We start from the raw sequence: 22,907 nt of genomic DNA on the forward strand, positions 1-22,907 counted from the left end.
GCCCTGTCCTGTTCTGTTTTGGAGCGCACGAGACGTGAGCAACATCCCCGAGACCGGCCGTACCCGGCGGGTGACGATCCGTCTGGTGGTGCTGCAGATCCTGGTGCTCTCGCTGCTCGCCACCCTCGGCGGACGGCTGTGGTACCTGCAGATCCGCAACGCCAGCGTCTACACCGCCAAGGCGACCGGCAACCACATCCGCGAGGTCGTCGAACCGGCCGTGCGCGGCGAGATCCTGGACGCCTCCGGCCGCATCCTCGCCGGCAACGAGACCAAGCTGGTCGTCTCGGTCAGCCGCACCTCGCTGCTCCAGCAGAAGGACGGCGGCAAGGCGGTGCTGACCCGGCTCGCCGACGTGCTCGGTATGCCGGCCAAGGACGTCCAGGAGAAGGTCCGGCTCTGCGACGCCAAGACCCCGCAGCCCTGCTGGAACGGCTCGCCCTACCAGCCGATCCCGGTCACCAAGGACGCGACCACCCAGCAGGCCATGCAGATAATGGAGCGCCGGGAGGACTTCCCCGGGATCACCGCCCAGCCCACCGCCGTGCGCCACTACACCGGCGTCGAGGGCGCCAACCTCGCCCAGGTGCTCGGCTACCTCTCGCCGGTCACCGACGAGGAGGTCTCCAAGACCGCCGAGCAGGCGGGCCTGGACCGCTACCTGCCGGCCGACCAGATCGGCCGCGCCGGGCTGGAGTCCGTCTACGACCGCGACCTGCGGGGCACCGCCGGCATCACCAAGCTGGAGGTGGACAACCTCGGGCGGGTCATCGGCACCGCCGACCAGGCCGCCCCGCAGACCGGCAACAACCTGGTGACCAGCATCGACGCCCGGGTGCAGAAGGTCGTCGAGGACAACCTGGCGCAGGCGATGGCCGACGCCCGCAAGACCTTCGACAAGGTCACCAACCGCAACTACGAGGCCGACTCCGGCGCCGCCGTCGTGATGGACGTGCACACCGGGCGGATCGTGGCGATGGCCAGCGCCCCCACCTACGACCCCAACCTGTGGCAGGGCGGCATCAGCGGCAAGGACTACCAGGCGCTGACCAGCAAGGAGTCCAACTTCCCGCTGCTGAACCGGGCCATACAGGGGCAGTCGGCCCCCGGCTCGACGTTCAAGGTCATCTCCACCACCGCCGCCGTCCAGGCCGGCTACTCGCTGGACGGCCGCTACGACTGCCCGAAGAGCATGACCATCGGCGGCCGCGAGTTCAAGAACTTCGAGAGCGAGAGCTTCGGGGCGATCTCCCTGGAGCGGGCCCTGGAGGTCTCCTGCGACACCGTCTTCTACGGCCTGGCCTACGACCAGTGGATGAAGGACGGCGGCATCAAGCCGAAGAAGGAGCCGGGCGACTTCTTCTTCAAGACCGCCCACGAGTTCGGCCTCGGCGCCAAGACCGGCATCGACCTGCCGAGCGAGGTCACCGGCCGGATCCCGGACCGCCAGTGGAAGCAGTCCTTCTACGACAACAACAAGGACGCCTGGTGCCGGCAGGCGGAGAAGGGCGGCACCAGCTTCTCCGACCAGATCGCCCGGGAGAACTGCGTCGACGGTTACCAGATGCGCGCCGGTGACGCCGTCAACTTCGCGATCGGCCAGGGCGACACCCTGGTCACCCCGATCCAGATGGCCCGGATCTACGCGGCGCTCGCCAACGGCGGCACCTTCTACCGCCCGACCGTCGCCAAGGCCGTGATGAGCCCGAGCGGGGAGCTCGTCCGCGAGATCGCCCCGCACGAGGACGGCCGCCTGCCCGGTGACCAGAAGCTGCTCGGCTACATCGACCAGGCCACCGCGGGCGTCGTCACCAGCGGCACCGCCGCCTGGAAGTTCACCGGCGCGGGCTGGCCGCAGGGCAAGATCGAGCTGCACGCCAAGACCGGCACCGCCGAGGTCGAGGGCAAGCAGACCACCTCGTGGCTGACCACCTACAGCCGCGACTACGCGGTCGTGATGACGATAAGCCAGGGCGGCACCGGCTCCGGCGGCTCCGGCGACGCGATCCGGCGGATCTACCAGTCGCTGTACGGCGTCGACGACAAGGGCAACGTCGACCAGGGCAAGGCGCTGCTGCCCGCGCCGCAGGCCGAGCTGCCGAAGTTCAACCCGGACGGCACCGCGATCATCAAGCCGGCCTCGTTCGGCACCGGCACCGGGCTCGGCGATCCCGGGGTGAGCGGCGGCTCGCCGCGGGTCTTCCTGGACCCGGCGCAGCCCGGCGGCGGCGCCGCCCCGGTGCTCGTGGCGGCGGCGGACGCGGTCGAACCCACCCGCTCCACCGGAAGGGGCCGGGCATGACCTCCTACGGCTCGTACCGTCAGCTGCGGTTCGCGCCGCAGCGCGGCGGGGTGCCCAAGTCGATGGCCAAGGACTCCCCGCTGTGGCGGATCGACTGGATACTGCTGCTGGCCGCGGTGGTCCTCTCGCTGGGCAGCTCGCTGCTGGTCTGGTCGGCGACCCGCGGGCGCGACACGCTCACCCACGGCGACCCGCAGTACTTCCTGTTCCGGCACCTGACCAACGTCCTGATCGGGGCCGTGCTCTGCGCGGTGGTGATAGCGATAGGGAGCCGGCGGTTCCGGACGGTCGTGCCGTTCCTGTACGCCGGCGTGATCGTGCTGCTGCTGGCCACGCTGAGCCCGCTCGGCTCGACCATCAACGGCCAGCACTCCTGGATCCAGCTGGGCGGCGGCTTCTCGGTGCAGCCGGCCGAGTTCGCCAAGCTGGCGATCGTGCTGTCGATGGCGGTCGTGCTGTCCGACCAGGTGGACGCGGGGGAGCGGGAGTTCCCGGCGGACAAGGCGGTGTTCCGCGGGCTGGTCTGGGCGACGCTGCCGATGGCCATAGTGATGCTGATGCCGGACGCCGGCTCGGTGATGGTGATGGCCGTCATCGTGCTCGGCATCCTGCTGGCCTCCGGCGCGGCCAACCGCTGGGTGTTCGGGCTGATCCTGGCCGGCGTCGGCGGCTGCGTGGCGATCTGGAAGCTCGGGGTGCTGAGCAAGTACCAGATCGACCGCTTCGCGGCCTTCGCCAACCCGGCGCTCGACCCGTCCGGGGTCGGCTACAACACCGCGCAGGCCCGGATCGCGATCGGCTCCGGCGGGCTGACCGGCAAGGGCCTGTTCCACGGGACGCAGACCACCGGGCAGTTCGTGCCGGAGCAGCAGACCGACTTCGTGTTCACGGTGGCCGGCGAGGAGCTGGGCTTCCTCGGGGCGATGGCGATCATCGTGCTGCTCGGCGTGGTGCTGTGGCGGGCCTGCCGGATCGCCCGCCAGGCCACCGACCTGTACGGCACCATCGTGGCTGCCGGGGTGGTCGCCTGGTTCGCCTTCCAGGGCTTCGAGAACATAGGGATGTGCCTGGGCATCATGCCGGTGGCCGGCATCCCGCTGCCGTTCGTCTCCTACGGGGGCTCGTCGATGTTCTCGACCTGGGTGGCGATCGGGCTGCTGCAGGCGGTGCAGAGCCAGCGGCCGATAGCGGCCTGAGCACGCCGTCGCGGCCGTCGGGGCCGGTCCGGGGATTCCCGGGCCGGCCCTTCGCGCGTCCGGCGGCCCGCGCCCACCGGACAGGCGTGATGGATAATCAGATCATTGGTCGGCGGATGGATCAGGGGTGGGCGATGACCGGGGCCGGGCGGGCGGGGGAGCCGGGGGAGCAGTGGTTCGACCCGGCGGACGAGCGGCTCGGCTGGGACGGCGTCTGCGGCTTCGAGCGGAACGGCGGGACCGTGCTGCCGCTGCGGGCGCCGGCGGAACGGATCGCCACCGCGCTCAGCGGCGACCTCATCAGGTTCGCCGCGCTGCCGGCCGGCGTCCGCTTCGCGGTGCGCACCGACGCGGCCCGGCTGCTGCTGGACCTGGAGGCGGAGGCGGGCGGTGCGCCCCTGGACGTCCTCGCCGACGGCGTGCTCGTCGACCGGCGGCGGCCGGGATCCGGCCGGACGCGGCTCGACGTCGCCCTGCCCGGCACCCCGGCCGACATCGAGGTCTGGCTCCCGCACCTGTCCCGCACCCGCCTCGCGGCCGTCGGCCTGCGCGGCCACCGGCTGCTGGAGCCGGTCGTGCGCACCGGCCCGCGCTGGACGGCCTACGGCAGCTCGCTGACGCACGCGATGTTCCCGCACGGGCCCTCCGAGAGCTGGACCGCGCTGCTCGCGCGCCGCAACGGCTGGCGGCTGCGCAACCTCGGCTTCATCGGACAGGCCTACCTGGACCAGCCGGTCGCCCGGATCGTCCGGGACACCCCCGCCGAGCTGATCACCCTGGAGATCGGCACCAACGCCTACATCGGGTCCGCCTTCACCGCCCGTAGCTGGGCCCCCGCGGTGTGCGGCTTCGTCGAGACCATCCGCGACGGGCACCCGGACACGCCGATCGCGGTGATCTCCGCCCTGCCGTCGACGAAGCGCGAGCACGCCGTCAACGCCGCCGGACTGACCCTGGCCCTGATCCGCGACCTGACCGGCACCGCCGTGCGGATGCTCCAACGGCTCGGCGACCGGCGGCTCCACCTGGTCGACGGCCGCGACGTGCTGCCGCTCGCCGAGACGGACCGGCTGTACGCCGACGGCCTGCACCCGACCGCGGCCGGCGAGCACCGGCTGGCCGGCCTGGTCGAGCCGTACCTGCTGCCGCTGCTCGCCGCCTGAGCGGTCCCCCGGGGCGCTACCCCGGGGGCAGCAGGAGGTCGGCGGCGGCGAACACCGCCCGGGTCTGGTGGGCGACCTGGGTCTCCACCGGCACCCAGCGGGCGCCCAGCCGGTGCAGGCCCTCCAGGCTCGCCGCCGCGATCCCCCGGGCCCGCGCCCGGGCCGCGTCCGCCGCCGGGCCGCCGCAGTCCGCGAGCAGCCGCAGCAGCATCGAGGCGATCCGCAGCGGCACCCGCTCGGCCGCGATCCGCGCCGCGGTCACCCGGGACACCGTCAGCGGCGACGAGCACCAGTCGGCCAGCCAGTCGTCCACCACCGGGCGGCAGACCGCCAGGTTGAACTCGACGGCGCGCAGCAGCGGCCCGTACGCCACCCCCGCGTGCGGCGGGACCAGCGGCAGCAGCGCGGTCAGCTCCGCGACCCGGCCGCCCAGCCGGTCGGCGCAGGCCCCGACGGCGGCCCGCACGTCCGGCGCCGGGCGGGCGTCGCCCACCGCGTCGATCGCCCACATCGGGACCTCCAGCACCGCCGTGGTGCCGCCGTACCGGCCCGCGTACGACCAGGTGGACAGCTCCGGGCGGTCCGGCAGCGGCTGCCGGCGGCGCCCCGGCCCCGGCATCACGTAGCTGCCGGGGGCCGGGCTGTCCCAGCCGACCGCGTCGTAGGAGTCGACGTCCAGCGGGATGCCGCCGCGCGCCACCGAGCGGGCGAAGCGGTCGGCCAGGGCCGGCAGCGGCCGGGTGAGCTGCACGAAAGCCCCGCCGAAGTCCACGCCGTGCAGCGAGCACTGGAGCACCGGCCGCAGCTCGTCGATCAGCCCGGTGAGCACCCGGCTCTCCGGCATCGGGGCCAGCGGGCCGTCCGGGTGCGGCAGCAGCTCCGGTTGCTCGTGGAAGGCCGGGCGGAAGAAGTGCTCGTAGTGCCGGGCCGCGGTGAGCGGGCCGTGCAGCCAGCCCTCGTTGAGCGCGGCGCCGTCCGGGTCCAGGCAGAGCAGGACGTGCCAGCCGACCCCCGGCCGGGGCGGCAGCTCCAGGACCCGCTCGGCCAGCCGGACGGCGGCGGCCAGGCCGACCGGCTCGTTGGGGTGCGGCCCGCCGACGGCCAGCACGGTGTGCTCGCCGCCGTCCACCGAGAGCAGCACCAGCGGGCGTCCCGCCCGGGAGCGTCCCACCTCGCGGACCCGGCAGCGCCCGGGGTGGCGGCGGGCCAGCCGGTGGGCCGCGGCGATCGCGCGCGCCACCGTCGGATAGGTCCCGGTGTCGTGGCGAGGGGCTTCGGTACGGCGCGTCCGCCGGCCCGTGTCGGTCATGGCTCTCCTGTCCTCGGGGGCGGGCGGGGCGGCGCGGTCGGGGGCCTCGGCCGGGAGCGCGGCGCGGGGTCGCGCCGGGCCCTCCCGGCACGGCCGGTGCGCGCGCGGCCAACTCCCTCGTTCCGGGGACGCACAGGACCTTCCGGTGGAGCCTTGCCAGTACCGCACGCGCCCTCGGAGCGTGTCAACAGTCGTCGGGCACCGGCGGTGGGGCCGCGGTGGGCTCGCGGTCGGGCGCCGGTGGGGCCGCGTTCACGTGCCGTGATCCCCCGCCCCGGCCCGCGGAAACCCGTCCCCGAGGGGTCGTCCCCGAACTCCCGGCCGGGCCGGGGGCCGCGGCGGTTCGGCTACCCTTGAGGGTCACCCCTCCCAGCCGTCGCCCCCGCGGAGTGCGCGGCGGTCCCGAACGTCGTAAGGGTTCCTAGTACTCATGACTGTCGAATCGGTCTTCCCACGCCTGGAGGCCCTCCTCCCGCACGTCCAGAAGCCGATCCAGTACGTCGGCGGCGAGCTCAACTCGACCGTCAAGGACTGGGACGCCTGCGACGTGCGCTGGGCGCTGATGTACCCCGACGCCTACGAGGTGGGCCTGCCCAACCAGGGCGTCATGATCCTCTACGAGGTGCTCAACGAGCAGGAGGGCGTCCTCGCCGAGCGCACCTACAGCGTCTGGCCGGACCTCGAGGCGCTGATGCGCGAGCACGGCGTCCCCCAGTTCACCGTGGACGCCCACCGGCCGGTGCGCGCCTTCGACGTGTTCGGGCTCTCCTTCTCCACCGAGCTCGGCTACACCAACATGCTGGCCGCGCTCGAACTGGCCGGCATCCCGCTGGCCGCCCGCGACCGGACCGACGAGGACCCGGTCGTGCTGGCCGGCGGCCACGCCGCGTTCAACCCCGAGCCGATCGCGGACTTCATCGACTGCGCGGTCATCGGCGACGGCGAGCAGGCCGTGCTCGACATCACGAAGATCGTCCGGGAGTGGAAGGCCGAGGGGCGCCCCGGCGGGCGCGACGAGCTGCTGCTGCGCCTGGCGCGCACCGGCGGCGTCTACGTGCCGAAGTTCTACGACGTCGAGTACCTGGCCGACGGCCGGATCGGGCGCGTCGTGCCGAACGCCCCCGGCGTGCCGTGGCGGGTGTCCAAGCACACCGTGATGGACCTCGACGAGTGGCCCTACCCGAAGCAGCCGCTCGTCCCGCTCGCCGAGACCGTCCACGAGCGGATGTCCGTGGAGATCTTCCGCGGCTGCACCCGCGGCTGCCGCTTCTGCCAGGCCGGCATGATCACGCGCCCCGTGCGGGAGCGAAGCATCACCGGCATCGGCGAGATGGTCGAGCGCGGGCTCAAGGCGACCGGTTTCGAGGAGGTCGGCCTGCTGTCGCTGTCCTCCGCGGACCACACCGAGATCGCCGACGTCGCCAAGGGCCTGGCCGACCGCTACGCCGAGGACAAGATCGGCCTGTCGCTGCCGTCCACCCGCGTCGACGCCTTCAACATCGACCTCGCCAACGAGCTCAGCCGCAACGGCCGCCGCTCCGGTCTCACCTTCGCCCCCGAGGGCGGCAGCGAGCGGATGCGCAAGGTGATCAACAAGATGGTGTCGGAGGAGGACCTCATCCGCACCGTCGCCACCGCCTACGGCAACGGCTGGCGCCAGGTGAAGCTGTACTTCATGTGCGGCCTGCCCACCGAGACCGACGAGGACGTGCTCCAGATCGGCGAGATGGCGAAGAACGTCATCCAGAAGGGCCGCGAGGTCACCGGCCAGAACGACATCCGCTGCACCGTCTCCATCGGCGGGTTCGTGCCCAAGCCGCACACCCCGTTCCAGTGGGCCCCGCAGCTGTCCGCCGAGGCCACCGACGCCCGCCTGGCCAAGCTGCGCGACTCGATCCGCGGCGACCGCAAGTACGGCAAGAACATCGGCTACCGCTACCACGACGGCAAGCCCGGCATCGTCGAGGGCCTGCTCTCCCGCGGCGACCGCCGGGTCGGCGCGATCATCCGCGCGGTCTACGAGGACGGCGGCCGCTTCGACGGCTGGCGCGAGCACTTCTCCTACGACCGCTGGATGGCCGCCGCGGACAAGGGCCTGGCCGGCACCGGCGTCGACGTCGACTGGTACACCACCCGCGAGCGCGGCTACGAGGAGGTCCTGCCCTGGGACCACCTGGACAGCGGCCTCGACAAGGACTGGCTCTGGGAGGACTGGCAGGACGCCCTTGAGGAGGTCGAGGTCGACGACTGCCGCTGGACCCCGTGCTTCGACTGCGGCGTCTGCCCGCAGCTCGGACTCGATATCCAGATCGGCCCCACCGGCAAGAAGCTCCTCCCGCTCACCGTGGTGAACAAGTAGCAGCAATACTGAGGCCCCGGGAAGATGTATCTAGATGTATCTTCCCGGGGCCTCCGTGTATGTATCGAATCTGGCGAGTGTTAAATTTTCAGTGGCTGATTCGATGTTGATCCGGATCGGCCTGTGTGAGCCGACGGAGGCGGAGCTGCTGTACCCGGCGCGCTCCGCGAAGCACTACACGGACCTGAAGGACGCTCTGGCGGAGATGTACGTGTGGCGTCCTGTCCCGGACGACGCGTGGCGTCAACTGCTCGCGCTGCAGCGGTCCCTGGCGGAGGCGGGGCAGCACAGGTCGGCCGGGATCCCGGACCTGCTGGTCGTTGTCACGGCGCTGCACCACGGGCTGACCGTGCTGCACTACGACCGGGACTTCGAGACCATCGCCAAGCACACCGAACTCAGGACCCGATGGCTCGCGGAGCCCGGGTCGCTGGTCTGAGGGCCCCGGTCCGACCGGGGGCGGGGCGAGGGGTGGGCGGGGGCGCGTACCCTTTGAGGTGACAGCGTCCGGACAGTGGCGGGAAGAACGCCGCCGCTGCGGACGGGGACAACCTGACGAAGGACTGAGCGACCCTGGCACGCCGTACGCCCGACGGTCCGCCGCCCGCGCCGACGGTGCAGCGGATCCGTCTCCGCTACACCAAGCGCGGCCGGCTCCGCTTCACCAGCCACCGCGACTTCCAGCGCGCCTTCGAGCGCGCCCTGCGCCGGTCGGCGGTGCCGATGGCCTACTCGGCCGGCTTCACCCCGCACCCCAAGGTGTCCTACGCCAACGCCGCGCCGACCGGCGTGGCCAGCGAGGCGGAGTACCTGGAGATCGGGCTCGCCGCCCCGCGCGACCCGGAGGAGCTGCGCGCCCAGCTGGACGCGTCGCTGCCCGGGGGCCTCGACGTGATCGACGCGGTCGAGGTGCGCACGTCCAACTTCGTGGAGCGCCTCGAGGCCTCCGAATGGCAGGTCCGGCTCGACGGCGTCGAGCCGGCGGAGGCGGGCCGCGCGATCGCGGCGTTCCTCGCCGAGGAGCGGGTCGAGGTCGAACGCCTCACCAAGAACGGCGTCCGGGTCTTCGACGCGCGCGGCGCGGTGGCGGCTCTCGACCTGCTCCCGCCGCAGGTCGACGGCGGTGCGGACACGGCGGGCGAAGAGGCCCGCGATGTTCGGACCGGGCGTCCCTGTGCGATACTGCGCCTGGTAGTACGACACGCCACACCCGCCGTACGACCCGACGACGTGTTGTCCGGTCTCCGTGCGACGGCCGACCTGGCGCCGCCGGTCCCCGCAGAGGTGACCAGGCTGGCGCAGGGGCCGCTCGACGAGGGGACCGGCACGGTGACCGACCCGTTGGCGCTCGACCGCGCCGCGGCCCCGGCCGGCCCTGTGGCCACCGGCGAGCCGCGCGCAACCGCGTCCGCCTAGCGGGCGGAGGCCGGGTCCAGTTCCCCACTGGGCCCGCTGGTCCTCCAGGCCCCCGCGGCTCCCCAGGGGAGCGAGCGTCGTCGAAGCACAGGCCGGCCTCTTGCGGCCCGCCGACCCGGACGGTCGGTGGGCCCGAGGACCCCGTCCGGGAGCCACCCGGGGTTGGGGAACGGCGCAGCTTGGGAAAACCTCAGAAGACTGGTCAGACCAGAAGACTTTCGACACCCCGCCGAGTGCGGGGCGCCGCGCGACTACGAGCCCCTGTGCGGCCTCGCGTCCGCACGGCGGCACCGTGAAGGGTCCGGCCCGAGCATCGTCGCGATGCCGGCCGGCCACCGGTGCCGAGCCGTGCCCGGATGCGGAGCCCGGGGGCCTGACGGGAGATCCACCCGCATGCTCGAGAACACCGATCCGCAGCAGTCTGCGGCAACGGAACAGAACGACACCGCCACCGGCGGCGACGGCGCGTCCGCCGCGCCGCCGCGCCGGCGCCGCCGGGCGGTCTCCCGCCCGGCCGGAGCGCCGCAGGGCGCGGCCGCGGAGGCCGCCGAGACGGTCATCGCGGCCGAGTCCGAGGTGAAGCCGGCCGAGGCGCCGGCCGCCGAGGCGCCCGCGGCCGAGCCGGTCGCGGAGAAGCCGGTGCGCGCCCGCCGCACCCGCAAGCGCGCCGAGGCGCCCGCCGGTGCGCCCGAGGACACCGCCATCGTGGTCACCGCGCCGGACGCCGGCGAGACGGTGGTCGAGGCCGCCAAGGCGCCGAAGGCCGCCAAGGCGGAGAAGACGGAGAAGGCCGAGGCCGCCGAGAAGGCGGAGAAGCCCGTGCGGGCCCGCCGGACCCGCAAGAAGGCCGAGGCCGCGCCGGTCGAGGAGCCGGTGCAGGCCGTCGCCGAGCCCGAGCCCGTCGTCGCCCCCGCCGCCGAGCCGGCCGCCGTCGAGGCGTCGGCCGTCGAGGCGCCCGCCGAGGAGGCCCCGGCCGCCCCGGCGCGCCGTACCCGCCGCCGCCGGGTGGTCGAGGCCGCCCCGGTGGTCGAGTCCGCGCCCGCCGCCGAGGAGCCGGAGGCCGAGGAGCCCGCCGCCGAGCCGGCCGCCGTCGAGGCACCGGCCGTCGAGGCGCCCGCCGCCGAGCAGCCCGCGCCGGCCGCCGAGGCCGAGCCGCCGCACCGGGTGCGCCGCCGCGCGGTCCGCCCGTCCACCGCGATCTTCCAGGCGCCGGTCTTCCAGGAGCCCGCCCCCTACGTCGCCCCGAGCGCCCCCGCGGCCGCGCCGGCCGCCCCGCAGCCGGTCGCCGCCGAGGCGCCCGCCGCGCCCGCCGCGCCCGCCGTGTCGGGGGAGCCCGAGGAGGACGAGGAGTTCGAGTACAGCGGCGTCGGCCGCCGCCGCCGCGTCCGCACCTCGGTGCGGGTGCAGACCCCGGCGCGCTCGAAGGCCGCCGCGAAGCCGGTCGCCGCGAAGCCGGTCGTCGAGAAGCCCGCCGCCGTGAAGCCCGCCGCCGCGAAGCCCGTGGTGGAGGAGGCGCCCGTCGAGGCGCCCGCCGCCGTCGAGGCCCCCGCCACCGGCCCCGAGGCCGAGGACGAGTGGGAGGACGGCCGCCCGTCGCGCCGCCGCCGCCGGGGCGGCCGCCGCCGCCGTCGCGGTGAGGCCGAGGAGGCCGAGGAGGCCGAGACCGAGCAGCCCGCCGCCGAGGAGCCGGCCGTCGGCGACGAGGACGACGAGGACGACGACCTGGCCGCCGGCCTGTCCTCGTCCCGCCGCCGTCGCCGCCGTCGCCGCCGCAGCGGTGAGGCCGGCGCCGTCGAGGTCGCCGAGACCACCGAGGACGGCGTCCGCACGGTGGTGAAGGTGCGCGAGCCGCGCCGCCGCTCCACCGAGCCGTCCTTCGACCCGGACGAGGTGCAGTCCATCAAGGGCTCCACCCGCCTGGAGGCCAAGAAGCAGCGCCGCCGTGAGGGCCGCGAGCTGGGCCGCCGCCGGGTGCCGATCATCACCGAGGCCGAGTTCCTGGCCCGCCGGGAGTCGGTCGAGCGCGTCATGGTGGTGCGCCAGAACGGCCAGCGCACCCAGATCGGCGTCCTCGAGGACGGCGTGCTCGTCGAGCACTACGTCAACAAGGAGCAGGCCACCTCGTACGTCGGCAACGTCTACCTGGGCAAGGTCCAGAACGTGCTGCCGTCGATGGAGGCCGCGTTCGTCGACATCGGCAAGGGCCGCAACGCGGTGCTGTACGCCGGCGAGGTCAACTTCGGCGCGCTCGGCGGCCACGGCGGCCCGCGCCGGATCGAGTCGGTGCTGAAGTCCGGCCAGTCCGTGCTGGTGCAGGTCTCCAAGGACCCGATCGGCCACAAGGGCGCCCGCCTGACCAGCCAGATCTCGCTGCCCGGCCGCTACCTGGTCTACGTGCCCGAGGGCTCGATGACCGGCATCTCCCGCAAGCTGCCGGAGAACGAGCGCGCCCGCCTGAAGCAGATCCTCAAGAAGATCGTCCCGGACGACGCGGGCGTCATCGTGCGCACCGCCGCCGAGGGCGCCTCCGAGGAGGAGCTGACCCGGGACGTCCAGCGGCTGCAGCAGCAGTGGGAGGACATCCAGAAGAAGGCCGCGACCGGCAACGCCCCGGCGCTGCTGTACGGCGAGCCGGACATGACCGTCCGGGTCGTCCGCGACATCTTCAACGAGGACTTCACCAAGGTCATCGTCTCCGGCAACGAGGCGTGGAACACCATCCACGACTACGTCTCCAACGTGGCCCCGGACCTCGCCGGCCGGCTCCAGCGGTGGACCTCCGAGGTGGACGTGTTCGCCACCTACCGGATCGACGAGCAGCTGATGAAGGCGCTGGACCGCAAGGTCTGGCTGCCCAGCGGCGGTTCGCTGGTGATCGACCGCACCGAGGCGATGGTCGTCATCGACGTCAACACCGGGAAGTTCGTCGGCCAGGGCGGCAACCTGGAGGAGACGGTCACCCGGAACAACATCGAGGCGGCCGAGGAGATCGTGCGCCAGCTGCGGCTGCGCGACCTCGGCGGCATCATCGTGATCGACTTCATCGACATGGTCCTGGAGTCCAACCGCGACCTGGTGCTGCGCCGCCTGCTGGAGTGCCTGGGCCGGGACCGGACCAAGCACCAGGTGGCCGAGGTCACCTCGCTGGGCCTGGTGCAGATGACCCGCAAGCGGGTCGGCCAGGGGCTGCTGGAGTCCTTCTCCGAGCCCTGCGTGCACTGCAACGGCCGCGGTGTGATCGTCCACATGGAGCAGCCGAGCGCCCACGTGCACGCCGGTGGCGGCGCGGCCGCCGTCGAGGCGGGTGCGGGCGGCGGCAAGCGCCGGCGCCGGGGCAAGGGCGGCGCGGCGCACGAGGAGCCGCAGGCCGTCGAGCCGGTGGAGGCCGTCGAGGCCGCCGCCGAGGCAGTCGTCGAGGCCGTCGAGGCGCCGGTCCGCGAGGAGATCGAGGGCCAGCTGGCGATCGAGGTCCCGGGTGTCGAGGAGCCGCCGGCCGAGGCCGCGGCCGTCGAGGCCCCGGTCGAGCCGGCGCCCGCCGGCACGCCCACCGGGCGGCCCCGCCGCCGGGCGGTGCGCAAGGCCACGGCCCCGGCCGGCGCGCCGGGCGAGGCGGAGATCGTGGTGCTGCAGGCCAAGGCCGAGGCGGCGCTGGAGTCGGCCCTCGCGGCCGTCAGCCCGGCCGCGCAGGCCGCGGTCGAGGAGGAGCCGGTCGAGGCGGCCGTCGTCGAGGCGGTGGCCGAGCCGGCCGCCGTCGAGGCCGAGGCCCCCGCCGAGCCGGTCACCGAGGCCCCCGCCGAGGAGGCCGCCGCCGAAGCCGCCGCCGAGCCGGCCGCGGCCGAGGAGCCCGCCGAGGAGGCGCCGGCGCCGAAGAAGCGGGCGGCCCGCAAGACCGCCGCCAAGAAGACCACCGCCGCCAAGAAGACGGCGACGGCGGCGAAGAAGACCACCGCCCGCAAGACCGCCACCAAGCGGACGAGCGCGGCGGCCAAGAAGGCGGCGGCCGCCGAGGGTGATACGGCGGCCGAGTAGTGCCCGGCCCGGGGCGGACACCCTCCGCCCCGGGCCCGTACGGGCCGGTTTGCCCCCGGGGCGGCCGGTCCGTATTCTTGACCACTGGCGTGTCTACGCCTTGCTCCCGAGCACATCACCTCCCGGGTCTCGCAAGAGTCCTGCGGGAGAGGTCCCCTGTGTCCGTACCCAGGTGGCTGGCATCAGGAGCTCCGACCGAGTTGGGAAAGTAGGTACCGCATGTACGCGATCGTTCGCGCAGGCGGCCGCCAGCACAAGGTCGCCGTCGGCGACGTGCTGGAGATCGACCGTATCGAGGCCAAGCCGGGTGACTCGGTGGAGCTCTCCACCATCCTGGTGGTCGACGGCGAGGCCGTCACCTCCGACCCGTGGGTGCTGGCCGGCGTCAAGGCCCACGCCGAGGTCGTCGACCAGACCAAGGGTGACAAGATCGTCATCCTGCGCTACAAGAACAAGACGGGCTACCGCCGTCGCCAGGGTCACCGCCAGCAGCACACCGCGGTGCGCATCACCAGCATCGACTCGGTCAAGTAAGGGGATAGCCAGATGGCACACAAGAAGGGCGCAAGCTCTACCCGCAACGGCCGTGACTCGAACGCCCAGCGCCTCGGCGTGAAGCGCTTCGGCGGCCAGGTCGTCTCCGCCGGCGAGATCATCGTCCGCCAGCGCGGCACCCACTTCCACCCGGGTGCCGGTGTCGGCCGCGGTGGCGACGACACCCTGTTCGCGCTGACCGCCGGTGCCGTGCAGTTCGGCACCCGCCGCGGCCGCAAGGTCGTCAACGTCGTGGCCGTCGAGGCCTGAGTCACCTGACTCACACTGAAGGGTGGGCCGGAATGTTCCGGTCCACCCTTCGCGCTTTACCGCAGGCAGAACCATTTTCTTCGCATCGGAGGCACTTCCATGACCACCTTCGTGGACCGCGTCGAGCTCCACGTCGCCGCGGGAAGCGGGGGCCACGGCTGCGCCTCCGTGCACCGCGAGAAGTTCAAGCCGCTCGGCGGCCCGGACGGCGGCAACGGTGGTGAGGGCGGCAGCGTCATCCTCACCGTCGACGCGCAGGTCACCACCCTGCTCGAGTACCACCACTCGCCCAAGCGCAAGGCCACCAACGGCAAGCCCGGCGCCGGCGGCCACCGCACCGGCGCCGACGGCCAGGACCTCGTCCTCGCCGTGCCGGACGGCACCGTGGTCCTCGACAAGCAGGGCAACGTGCTCGCCGACCTCGTCGGCCACGGCACCAGCTTCGTCGCCGCCCAGGGCGGTCGCGGCGGCCTCGGCAACGCCGCGCTCGCCTCCGCCCGCCGCAAGGCCCCCGGCTTCGCGCTGCTCGGCGAGCCCGGCGACGCCGGTGACATCGTCATGGAGCTCAAGTCCGTCGCCGACGTCGCCCTCGTCGGCTACCCGAGCGCCGGCAAGTCCTCGCTGATCTCGGTGCTCTCCGCCGCCAAGCCGAAGATCGCCGACTACCCGTTCACCACCCTGATCCCCAACCTCGGGGTGGTCACCGCCGGCGACACCGTCTACACCATCGCCGACGTCCCCGGCCTCATCCCGGGCGCCAGCCAGGGCAAGGGCCTCGGCCTGGAGTTCCTGCGGCACGTCGAGCGCTGCTCGGTGCTGGTGCACGTCCTGGACTGCGCCACCCTGGAGCCCGGCCGCGACCCGCTGAGCGACCTGGAGACCATCGAGGACGAGCTCGCCCAGTACGGCGGCCTCGACGACCGCCCGCGGCTCGTCGCCCTCAACAAGATCGACGTGCCGGACGGCCAGGACATCGCGGACCTCACCCGCGCCTCCCTGGAGGAGCGCGGCTTCCGCGTCTTCGAGGTGTCCGCCGCCTCCCGCAAGGGTCTGCGCGAGCTGAGCTTCGCCCTGGCGCAGATCGTCGCCGGGGCCCGCGCCGCCAAGCCGGTCGAGGAGTCCACCCGGGTCGTGCTGCGGCCCGCCGCCGTGGACGACGCCGGCTTCACCATCAGCGAGGAGGACGGCGCCTACCGCATCCGCGGCGGCAAGCCCGAGCGCTGGGTGCGGCAGACCGACTTCTCGAACGACGAGGCCGTCGGCTACCTCGCCGACCGGCTGGCCCGCCTCGGCGTCGAGCAGGAGCTGTGGAAGATCGGCGCCCACGAGGGCGACACCGTCATCATCGGCCCCGACGAGAACGCCGTCGTCTTCGACTGGGAGCCGACCATGGCCGCCGGCGCCGAGATGCTCGGCCGCCGCGGTGAGGACCACCGCTTCGAGAGCCCGCGCCCGGCCGTCGACCGCCGCCGCGAGAAGCAGAAGGGCCGGGACGCCGCCGAGGCCGAGTACCTGGCCTTCGAGGCGCTCTCCTCCGGCCGCCAGGCCGCCATCGAGGGCGACGACGAGGACGACTGAGCCGGCCCGCTCCACATCGGCCCCGGTCGCCGACAGGCCCCCGCCACCCGTGCCAACGGGCGGCGGGGGCCCGCGCGTTGACGCACCGCCGGATCCGCGGCGGCGGTCGCGGACGCTGTCCGGCCGCTGGAACGGGGTGCGGCCCGGGTGCGCCGATCGCGTAGATTGCGGGGGATACGGCCGGGCCCGGGCCCGCCGCCAGCGCACCACACCGGAAGGGCGAGACCCGAGATGAGCGAGGACGAACTGCGGGCGGAGGTGCTGACCGCGCGGCGCATCGTCGTCAAGGTCGGCTCCTCCTCGCTGACCACCGCCGCCGGCGGCATCGACGCCGACCGCGTCGACGCCCTCGTCGACGCCCTCGCCAAGGTCCGCACCCGCCCCGACGCCCCCGAGATCGTGCTCGTTTCCTCCGGCGCCATCGCCGCCGGGCTCTCCCCGCTCGGCCTGGAGAAGCGGCCCAAGGACCTCGCCCGCCAGCAGGCCGCCGCCAGCGTCGGCCAGGGCCTGCTGATCGCCCGTTACACCGCCTCCTTCGCCCGCTACGGCCTGCGCGTCGGCCAGGTGCTGCTCACCGCCGAGGACGCCAGCCGGCGCGCGCACTACCGCAATGCCTACCGCACCCTCGACCAGCTGCTGGCGATGGGCGCGATGCCGATCGTCAACGAGAACGACACCGTCGCCACCGCCGAAATCAAGTTCGGCGACAACGACCGGCTGGCCGCCCTCGTCGCCCACCTCGTCCGCGCCGACCTGCTCGTCCTGCTCTCCGACGTCGACGGCCTCTACGACGGCGACCCGTCCCGCCCCGGCACCAGCCGGATCGCCGAGGTCGCCGGACCGCACGACCTCGACGGCATCGAGATCGGCAGCGCCGGCAAGGCCGGGGTCGGCACCGGCGGCATGGTCACCAAGGTCGAGGCCGCCCGGATCGCCACCGGCGCCGGCATCCCCGTGGTCCTCACCGCCGCCAGCCACGCCGCCGACGCGCTGGCCGGCCGCCCCACCGGCACCCTGTTCCTGCGCACCGGAAGCCGCTCCTCCGACCGGATGCTCTGGCTCGCCCACGCCAGCAGCCCGCGCGGCGCCCTGCACCTGGACGCCGGCGCCGTCACGGCCGTGGTCTCCGGCGGCGCCTCGCTGCTGCCCGCCGGGGTCACCCGGGTCGACGGCGAGTTCGCCGCGGGTGATCCGGTGGACCTTCTTGCCGAAAACGGCCACATCGTGGCGCGCGGACTGGTCAACTTTGATGCGAGGGAGTTGCCCCGTCTGCTCGGCCGGTCCACCCGGGACCTGGCCCAGGAGTTCGGCGCCGCCTACGAGCGGGAGGTCGTCCACCGCGACGACCTGGTCGTCCTGCGCGGCTGACCGGCCGCCGGACCGCCGGAAGCGCGGGCGGCTCCGCACGGGGAGCACGCCCGGCCACGGGCGGGGAGGAGCGCGGTCGAACGCGCGCCGGCCGGGGCCGGCGGGTACGACGACACGACATCGCCGAACAGGAGGCCGCCGGTGGAACGCAGGCGCGAGGCAGCGCTGACCGGAGGAACCGCAGGCCGACGGCTGACCAGCATCGACGGCGGCGGGGACGACGGCGCCGCCGGGCCGGCCGGTCCGCCGCCCCAGGGGTCCGGCACGGTGCACCGGCTCCGCCCCGAGCGGCGCCCCGGCAGCGAGCCGCCGACCGGGCCCGAGCAGGCCAGGCTCTGGCACGTGGTGCTCAGCGTGGCCGGGCCGGTCACCCCGCTGTCGGAGCTGCGGGCCGGCCTGGAGCGGCTGGCGCACGACCACTCGTTCTTCCTGACGGCCCGCTACGCCGCCGACCACGCCGAGATCCGCTACTGGGAGCAGGCCCGCGACCTGCACGACGCGGCGGCGATCGCGCTGCGGCTGTGGGGCGAGCACAAGGTGACGGCCAAGCTGCCGCCGTGGGAGATCGTCGGCCTGGAGGTGGTCGACCGGGCGACCTACCACAAGCGCGTCGCCGAGGGCTTCGCCGGCCCGCCGCCGCAACTGGGCGGGGTCCACCCGTACTGAGCGGGGTCCACCCGTACTGCGCGGCAGGCCCGGCAGGCCCGGAAGGCGCGTCTCACCGGGCGAAACGGGGCGGGGGAGGGCCCGGGCCCTCCACTACCCTGGGCGCATGAGCAGCGACCCCGCCACCGCCGACAGCCCCGTCCTCGCCGTAGCGCGCCGAGCCCGGGAGGCCGCCGCGTCGCTCGCCCCGCTGCCGCGCGCCGCGAAGGACGCCGCGCTGCGGGCGGTCGCCGACGCGCTGGTCGCCCGCGCCGCCGAGATCACCGCCGCCAACGCCGAGGACGTCGAGCGCGCCCGCGCGGCCGGCACCGCCGAGTCGGTGATCGACCGGCTCACCCTCACCGAGGAGCGGATCGCCGCCATCGCCGCCGACGTCCGCGACGTGGCCGGCCTGCCCGACCCGGTCGGCGAGGTCGTGCGCGGCTACACCCTGCCCAACGGCCTGGACGTCCGGCAGGTCCGCGTCCCGCTCGGCGTCGTCGGCATCATCTACGAGGCCCGCCCCAACGTCACCGTCGACGCCGCCGCGCTCTGCCTGAAGTCCGGCAACGCCGTACTGCTGCGCGGCTCCGCCTCCGCCTACCGCTCCAACACCGCGCTGGTCGCCGTGGTGCGCGACGCCGTCGCCGCCGCCGGGCTGCCGGCCGACGCGGTCCAGCTCGTCCCCGGCGAGAGCCGCGACTCGGTGCAGGAGCTGATGCGCGCCCGCGGCCTGGTCGACGTGCTCATCCCGCGCGGCGGCGCCTCGCTGATCCGCACGGTCGTCGAGAACTCCACCGTCCCCGTCATCGAGACCGGCACCGGCAACTGCCACGTCTACGTCGACGCCGAGGCGGACCTCGCGATGGCGGTGGGCATCCTGCTCAACTCCAAGGCCCAGCGGGTCAGCGTCTGCAACGCGGCCGAGACCCTGCTCGTCCACCAGGACATCGCCGACGCCTTCCTGCCGCTCGCGCTCACCGCGCTCGCCGAGGCCGGGGTCACCGTGCACGGCGACGACGCGGTGCTGAAGGCCGCCGAGGGCACCGCCGCCACCGCGGTGCCCGCCACCGAGGAGGACTGGGAGACCGAGTACCTGTCGTACGACATCGCGGCCGCCGTCGTCCCCTCGCTGGACGCCGCCGTCGCGCACATCCGCCGCTGGACCTCCGGCCATACCGAGGCCATCGTCACCACCTCGCAGGCCGCCGCCCGCCGCTTCACCCAGCTCGTCGACTCGACCACGGTGGCCGTCAACGCCTCGACCCGGTTCACCGACGGCGGTGAGTTCGGCTTCGGCGCCGAGATCGGCATCTCCACCCAGAAGCTGCACGCCCGCGGCCCGATGGGCCTGCCCGAGCTGACCAGCACCAAGTACATCGTCACTGGTGACGGCCACGTCCGGGGCGGGGCGACGCCCACCGCGGGCGGCGCCGCCGCCGCCGGCTGAGCCCCTCCGGGCCGGACGCCGCCGACCCGCCGTCACACGAGTGACGGACCAACTGCCCCGAGCCCCAGACAAATCGCCCTCCCGGTAATACGCTGAATCCGTGGCTGACGATGTGGGGGGCTTGCCGTACCCCGACGGTGCCGACCACGGTGGTGCGGACGACGAGTTCGCCACCGTGGTCTTCGACGAGGCCTTCGTGCGGTCCGCCGCCGTGCACGAGCCGACGGCCAAGGAGCGGCAGCTCGCCGCCGCCGAGGCCCGCTTCGAGCCGGACACGGCCGGTCCGGGCTGGGGCTACGAGCCCCCGGTCGGGGACGGACTGCCGCTGGAGCTGCGCCCGTACCCGAGCCGGCTCGACGACGACCACCGCTATCCCGATCCGTGGACCGGCCTCGGCCGGTCCGCCGGACGGCGCTCGCGGCGCTGGCGCCCGGGCGGCTTCGACCCGATCGGCGCCGGCCGCGGCCGGTACGTCGCCCAGCAGCGCTGGCACCGCCCGGTGGCCTGGGTGCTCGCCGTGATCATGGGCGTGAGCCTGGTCGCGGTGGCGGTCGCGGCGATCTACCAGGGCGTGGGCGGCTCCGGCGGTGCCCCCCGGCGGCCCGAGTCCGGCAGCAGCAGTCCCGGGGTCGACCCGGCGCCGCCGGCCGAGCCCTCGCTGGTGGTCACCGCACCGACGGGCTGACCGCGCGGGCCGACCGCGCCCCGCGGACCGCCGCCGGGCGGGGCGGCCGGGCGACGCGCCGGCCTGCCCCGGGAGGCCGCGACCGGTCACGGAGGGTTTCCGGTGAACTGCGACAGGACCCTCGTGGAGGGGCGATCCCGCGCCTTACCCTGGTGTCATGGGTGACCCGCGCGAACCCCCGGAGGGTGCGCCCGAGGGTGGTTCCGGGAACGAGGACGAGTACCGGTCCGTCGTCTTCGACGAATCGTTCGTCCGGGCTGCCCGGATCCAGGAGCTGTCGGCGCGCGAGCGGCTGTCCGGCGCGTTCGGCCGGCCCACCCGGCCGAAGGTCCGGCTGGGCCCGCTCGGGACGGTGCCCCGGCAGGCGCTGGCCCTGCTGCTGGTGATCCTGCTGGCCTTCGGGGCCGCCGTGTACTTCGGGGTCAGCTCACCGGTCCGGCCCACCGCCCGCCCCCAGGGCAGCCAGCTGACCGTGAGCCTGGTGGCGCTGAGCCCGGCCTCGACGGTCCACCCGGCCGCCGATCCGGCCAACCCGTTCGCCGGCCTGCCGCCGGGCTACAGCGACGGCGCGGTCGGGCTGGGGACGCCGAGCGGGGCGGCCACCGGGCACTTCTCCCGGGTCGAGGTGACCAAGGCGCTCGACACCGTGCAGCGCTACCTGGTGGCGTCCTCGCTGTCGCCCGCCGTGCTGGTGCAGGGGGCGACCGCGGAGGTGCGGGCCTTCATCACCCCGGGCGAGCAGGCCCAGTTCGACGCGAGCGTCGTCCAGCCGGTCGACGACCGGCACCACGCGCTGACCGGCTGGCTGGTCCGCTTCGACCCGGCGCAGGTCGCGCTGGCCGCGGACACCGTGAAGGTGGCCGGTGCCATGCGGATCGACGAGTCGGACGGCAGCACGCTGCGGATCACCACCGACCACACCTTCGTCTACGCGCTGAAGCCGGCCGGGGCGCAGAGCGGGGCGCCGGTCACGCTGGAGAGCGTGCGGCGGCAGCTGACCTTCGAGTTCGACCGGGTCGACCTGGCGGCGGCGCAGCTGCGGCTGGTGGACTCGGTGCTGCAGGCCGGGCCGGCTCCGTGCGACGGCTCGCTGGCCGGGGTGGTGCAGCCGGTGCTGGCGGGGACGGATCCCACCGCGCCGCCGACCGGGGCGCAGGCGGTGGACCCGGGGAACCACGCGCGGCCGGCCTGGCAGGTGTGCGGGGTCCTGGCGGGCGGCTGAGGCGGCGGCGCGAGTGCGCCGGCGGCCCCCGGCCGGGGTGGCCGGGGGCCGCCGGAAGGTCTCCGCGGGCGGTGCCGCCCGTACCGGCCTCAGCGGTTGTCGCCGGAACCGGTGTCCTTCCCGCCGTCGGCGCTGTTGCCGCCGTTGCCGTTGCCGTTGCCGTTGCCGTTGCCGTTGCCGTTGCTGCGCCCGGCGCCGGTGAAGGTGTCGCGGAGCTTGCCGCCGACGGAGGCCGCGCCGCCCGCGACGTCGCGGATGAGGCCCATCAGCGGGTCCTTGCTCTCCTTCACCGAGGTCGTGTAGTGCTCGGCGGCGGCCCGCCACTGCTCGCCGACCGAGGTGTCCGGGTCGTCGGTGCGGCGCGGGTAGGCGCCGGCCAGGATGGAGCGGTACTCATCGCTCTCGGCCCACTTCTTCAGCTGGGCGACCCGGACCACCGCGAACGGGTGGCTCTGCGGCAGCACCTGCAGCAGCTTGAGCACGCCGTCGCGCAGGTCGCCGGCCTTCTCGTACTCCTCGGCCTGCTCCAGGAAGGCGTCCACGTTCATCTCGGCCAGGTTGTGGCCGCCGGCCAGCTTCATCAGCGCCCGCATCGAGGCCTGGAGGTCCTGCCCGGCCAGCAGTCCGGCCCGGTCGCTGGAGAGTTCGGCCTTGCGGAACCACTCCTTGAGCGCGGTGATGATCGCCATGATCGCCAGGTTGCCGAGCGGCACCCAGGCGATCCGGGTGGCGATGTTGGTGAGGATCATCAGCATCGTCCGGTAGACGGCGTGCCCGGACATCGCGTGGCCGACCTCGTGGCCGATCACCGAGCGGAGCTCCTCCTCGTCCAGCAGCTCCACCAGACCGCTGGTCACCACGATCACCGGCGTGTCGATGCCTATGCAGAAGGCGTTGACCGTCGGGTCCTGGGTGACGTAGAGGTCCGGCACGTTCGCGAGGTCGAGCACGTAGGCGGCGTCGCGGACCATGGTGTGCAGCTCGGGGAACTGCCGCTCCGAGGTCTTCACGGCGGTGGCCAGGAACATCAGCCGGATCGAGCGCTCGGAGACGAGGCCGGCGAGCCTCTTCAGCACGTCGTCGAAGCCGGTCAGCTTGCGCAGCGCGACGAGCGCCGAGCGGTCCGCCGGGTGCTCCCAGGCGCGGGTCGAGATCTCCGGGAAGCGCTGGCGGCGCCGGCTCGGGGTCTTCGCGGTCGTGTCGGTCATGGTGTGAGTGCCTCCCTGTCGACGGCGGCCCCGGCCCCCCGGCCGGCCCCCGCTGGTCTTCGCCTGCAACGACTGTTCGGACAACGTCCGTGGTTGCGCACTCGTCCCCGGCGGCGCGTTCCGAGTGCCGCGGGCGCCGTCCGGGCGCGGCGCGCACGGCGCCCGCGGGGGCG

Annotated in this window: 17 protein-coding genes; 15 read left to right on the forward strand and 2 right to left on the reverse strand. The window is 74.1% G+C overall.

Annotated elements, in window-relative coordinates:
- Nucleotides 1-34 precede the first annotated feature (34 nt).
- From mrdA to ACFVFS_RS26815, 3 genes are all read left to right on the forward strand, one after another.
- The gene (gene mrdA / locus ACFVFS_RS26805; RefSeq protein WP_380627260.1) at nucleotides 35-2,302 is read left to right on the forward strand and encodes a penicillin-binding protein 2; all 2,268 of its coding nucleotides are present in this window, start codon (nucleotides 35-37) and stop codon (nucleotides 2,300-2,302) included.
- Nucleotides 2,299-3,498, forward strand: a complete 1,200-nt coding sequence (gene rodA / locus ACFVFS_RS26810) for a rod shape-determining protein RodA (protein ID WP_380627261.1) — start codon at nucleotides 2,299-2,301, stop codon at nucleotides 3,496-3,498. Before mrdA ends, rodA begins: the two co-directional genes overlap by 4 nt.
- A 116-nt stretch (nucleotides 3,499-3,614) precedes the next feature.
- On the forward strand, nucleotides 3,615-4,661 hold the full coding sequence (locus ACFVFS_RS26815) for an SGNH/GDSL hydrolase family protein (protein WP_380627262.1): 1,047 nt from the start codon (nucleotides 3,615-3,617) through the stop codon (nucleotides 4,659-4,661).
- Between the two features lie 16 nt (nucleotides 4,662-4,677).
- On the opposite strand, the gene ACFVFS_RS26820 is transcribed toward ACFVFS_RS26815, so the two are convergent.
- Nucleotides 4,678-5,970: a M14 family zinc carboxypeptidase gene (locus ACFVFS_RS26820; protein ID WP_380627263.1), complete on the reverse strand. Its 1,293-nt coding sequence runs from the start codon at nucleotides 5,968-5,970 to the stop codon at nucleotides 4,678-4,680.
- Nucleotides 5,971-6,400: 430 nt separating this feature from the next.
- On the opposite strand from ACFVFS_RS26820, the gene ACFVFS_RS26825 reads away from it, so the two are divergent.
- The 12 genes from ACFVFS_RS26825 to ACFVFS_RS26880 all read left to right on the forward strand — a co-directional run bounded on the left by ACFVFS_RS26825 (nucleotide 6,401) and on the right by ACFVFS_RS26880 (nucleotide 21,526).
- Nucleotides 6,401-8,329, forward strand: coding sequence for a TIGR03960 family B12-binding radical SAM protein (locus ACFVFS_RS26825; RefSeq protein ID WP_380627264.1), 1,929 nt, complete (start codon nucleotides 6,401-6,403; stop codon nucleotides 8,327-8,329).
- Between the two features lie 91 nt (nucleotides 8,330-8,420).
- Nucleotides 8,421-8,768: a PIN domain-containing protein gene (locus ACFVFS_RS26830; protein ID WP_380627265.1), complete on the forward strand. Its 348-nt coding sequence runs from the start codon at nucleotides 8,421-8,423 to the stop codon at nucleotides 8,766-8,768.
- A 176-nt stretch (nucleotides 8,769-8,944) separates the two neighbouring features.
- Nucleotides 8,945-9,745: a TIGR03936 family radical SAM-associated protein gene (locus ACFVFS_RS26835; protein ID WP_380627266.1), complete on the forward strand. Its 801-nt coding sequence runs from the start codon at nucleotides 8,945-8,947 to the stop codon at nucleotides 9,743-9,745.
- A gap of 393 nt (nucleotides 9,746-10,138) precedes the next feature.
- The gene (locus ACFVFS_RS26840) at nucleotides 10,139-13,774 is read left to right on the forward strand and encodes a ribonuclease E/G (protein ID WP_380627267.1); all 3,636 of its coding nucleotides are present in this window, start codon (nucleotides 10,139-10,141) and stop codon (nucleotides 13,772-13,774) included.
- 219 nt (nucleotides 13,775-13,993) lie between these two features.
- On the forward strand, nucleotides 13,994-14,308 hold the full coding sequence (rplU, locus tag ACFVFS_RS26845; protein ID WP_030309710.1) for a 50S ribosomal protein L21: 315 nt from the start codon (nucleotides 13,994-13,996) through the stop codon (nucleotides 14,306-14,308).
- Between the two features lie 12 nt (nucleotides 14,309-14,320).
- Nucleotides 14,321-14,578, forward strand: a complete 258-nt coding sequence (gene rpmA, locus ACFVFS_RS26850) for a 50S ribosomal protein L27 (RefSeq protein ID WP_355372266.1) — start codon at nucleotides 14,321-14,323, stop codon at nucleotides 14,576-14,578.
- 99 nt (nucleotides 14,579-14,677) lie between these two features.
- The gene (obgE, locus tag ACFVFS_RS26855) at nucleotides 14,678-16,156 is read left to right on the forward strand and encodes a GTPase ObgE (RefSeq protein WP_380627268.1); all 1,479 of its coding nucleotides are present in this window, start codon (nucleotides 14,678-14,680) and stop codon (nucleotides 16,154-16,156) included.
- Nucleotides 16,157-16,387: 231 nt separating this feature from the next.
- Complete coding sequence (proB, locus tag ACFVFS_RS26860) at nucleotides 16,388-17,524, forward strand: glutamate 5-kinase (protein WP_380627269.1); 1,137 nt, start codon at nucleotides 16,388-16,390, stop codon at nucleotides 17,522-17,524.
- Nucleotides 17,525-17,665: 141 nt separating this feature from the next.
- Nucleotides 17,666-18,190, forward strand: coding sequence for a hypothetical protein (locus ACFVFS_RS26865; protein ID WP_380627270.1), 525 nt, complete (start codon nucleotides 17,666-17,668; stop codon nucleotides 18,188-18,190).
- A gap of 106 nt (nucleotides 18,191-18,296) precedes the next feature.
- A complete protein-coding gene (locus tag ACFVFS_RS26870) occupies nucleotides 18,297-19,619 on the forward strand; it encodes a glutamate-5-semialdehyde dehydrogenase (protein WP_380627271.1) in 1,323 nt (440 codons plus the stop codon).
- Nucleotides 19,620-19,719: 100 nt separating this feature from the next.
- Nucleotides 19,720-20,304 carry a hypothetical protein gene (locus ACFVFS_RS26875; RefSeq protein ID WP_380627272.1) on the forward strand — a complete coding sequence of 195 codons (585 nt, stop codon included), beginning with the start codon at nucleotides 19,720-19,722 and terminating at the stop codon, nucleotides 20,302-20,304.
- A gap of 157 nt (nucleotides 20,305-20,461) precedes the next feature.
- Nucleotides 20,462-21,526, forward strand: a complete 1,065-nt coding sequence (locus ACFVFS_RS26880) for a hypothetical protein (protein WP_380627273.1) — start codon at nucleotides 20,462-20,464, stop codon at nucleotides 21,524-21,526.
- Nucleotides 21,527-21,615: 89 nt separating this feature from the next.
- Here the strand turns inward: ACFVFS_RS26880 and ACFVFS_RS26885 are convergent, their stop codons facing one another.
- Entirely contained in the window at nucleotides 21,616-22,734 is a 1,119-nt protein-coding gene (locus tag ACFVFS_RS26885) for a M48 family metallopeptidase (RefSeq protein ID WP_380627274.1), read from the reverse strand.
- Between the last annotated feature and the right edge of the window lie 173 nt (nucleotides 22,735-22,907).

It is taken from the genome of Kitasatospora sp. NPDC057692 (genome assembly GCF_042799475.1).
In the GTDB taxonomy this organism is placed as follows: Bacteria; Actinomycetota; Actinomycetes; order Streptomycetales; family Streptomycetaceae; genus Kitasatospora.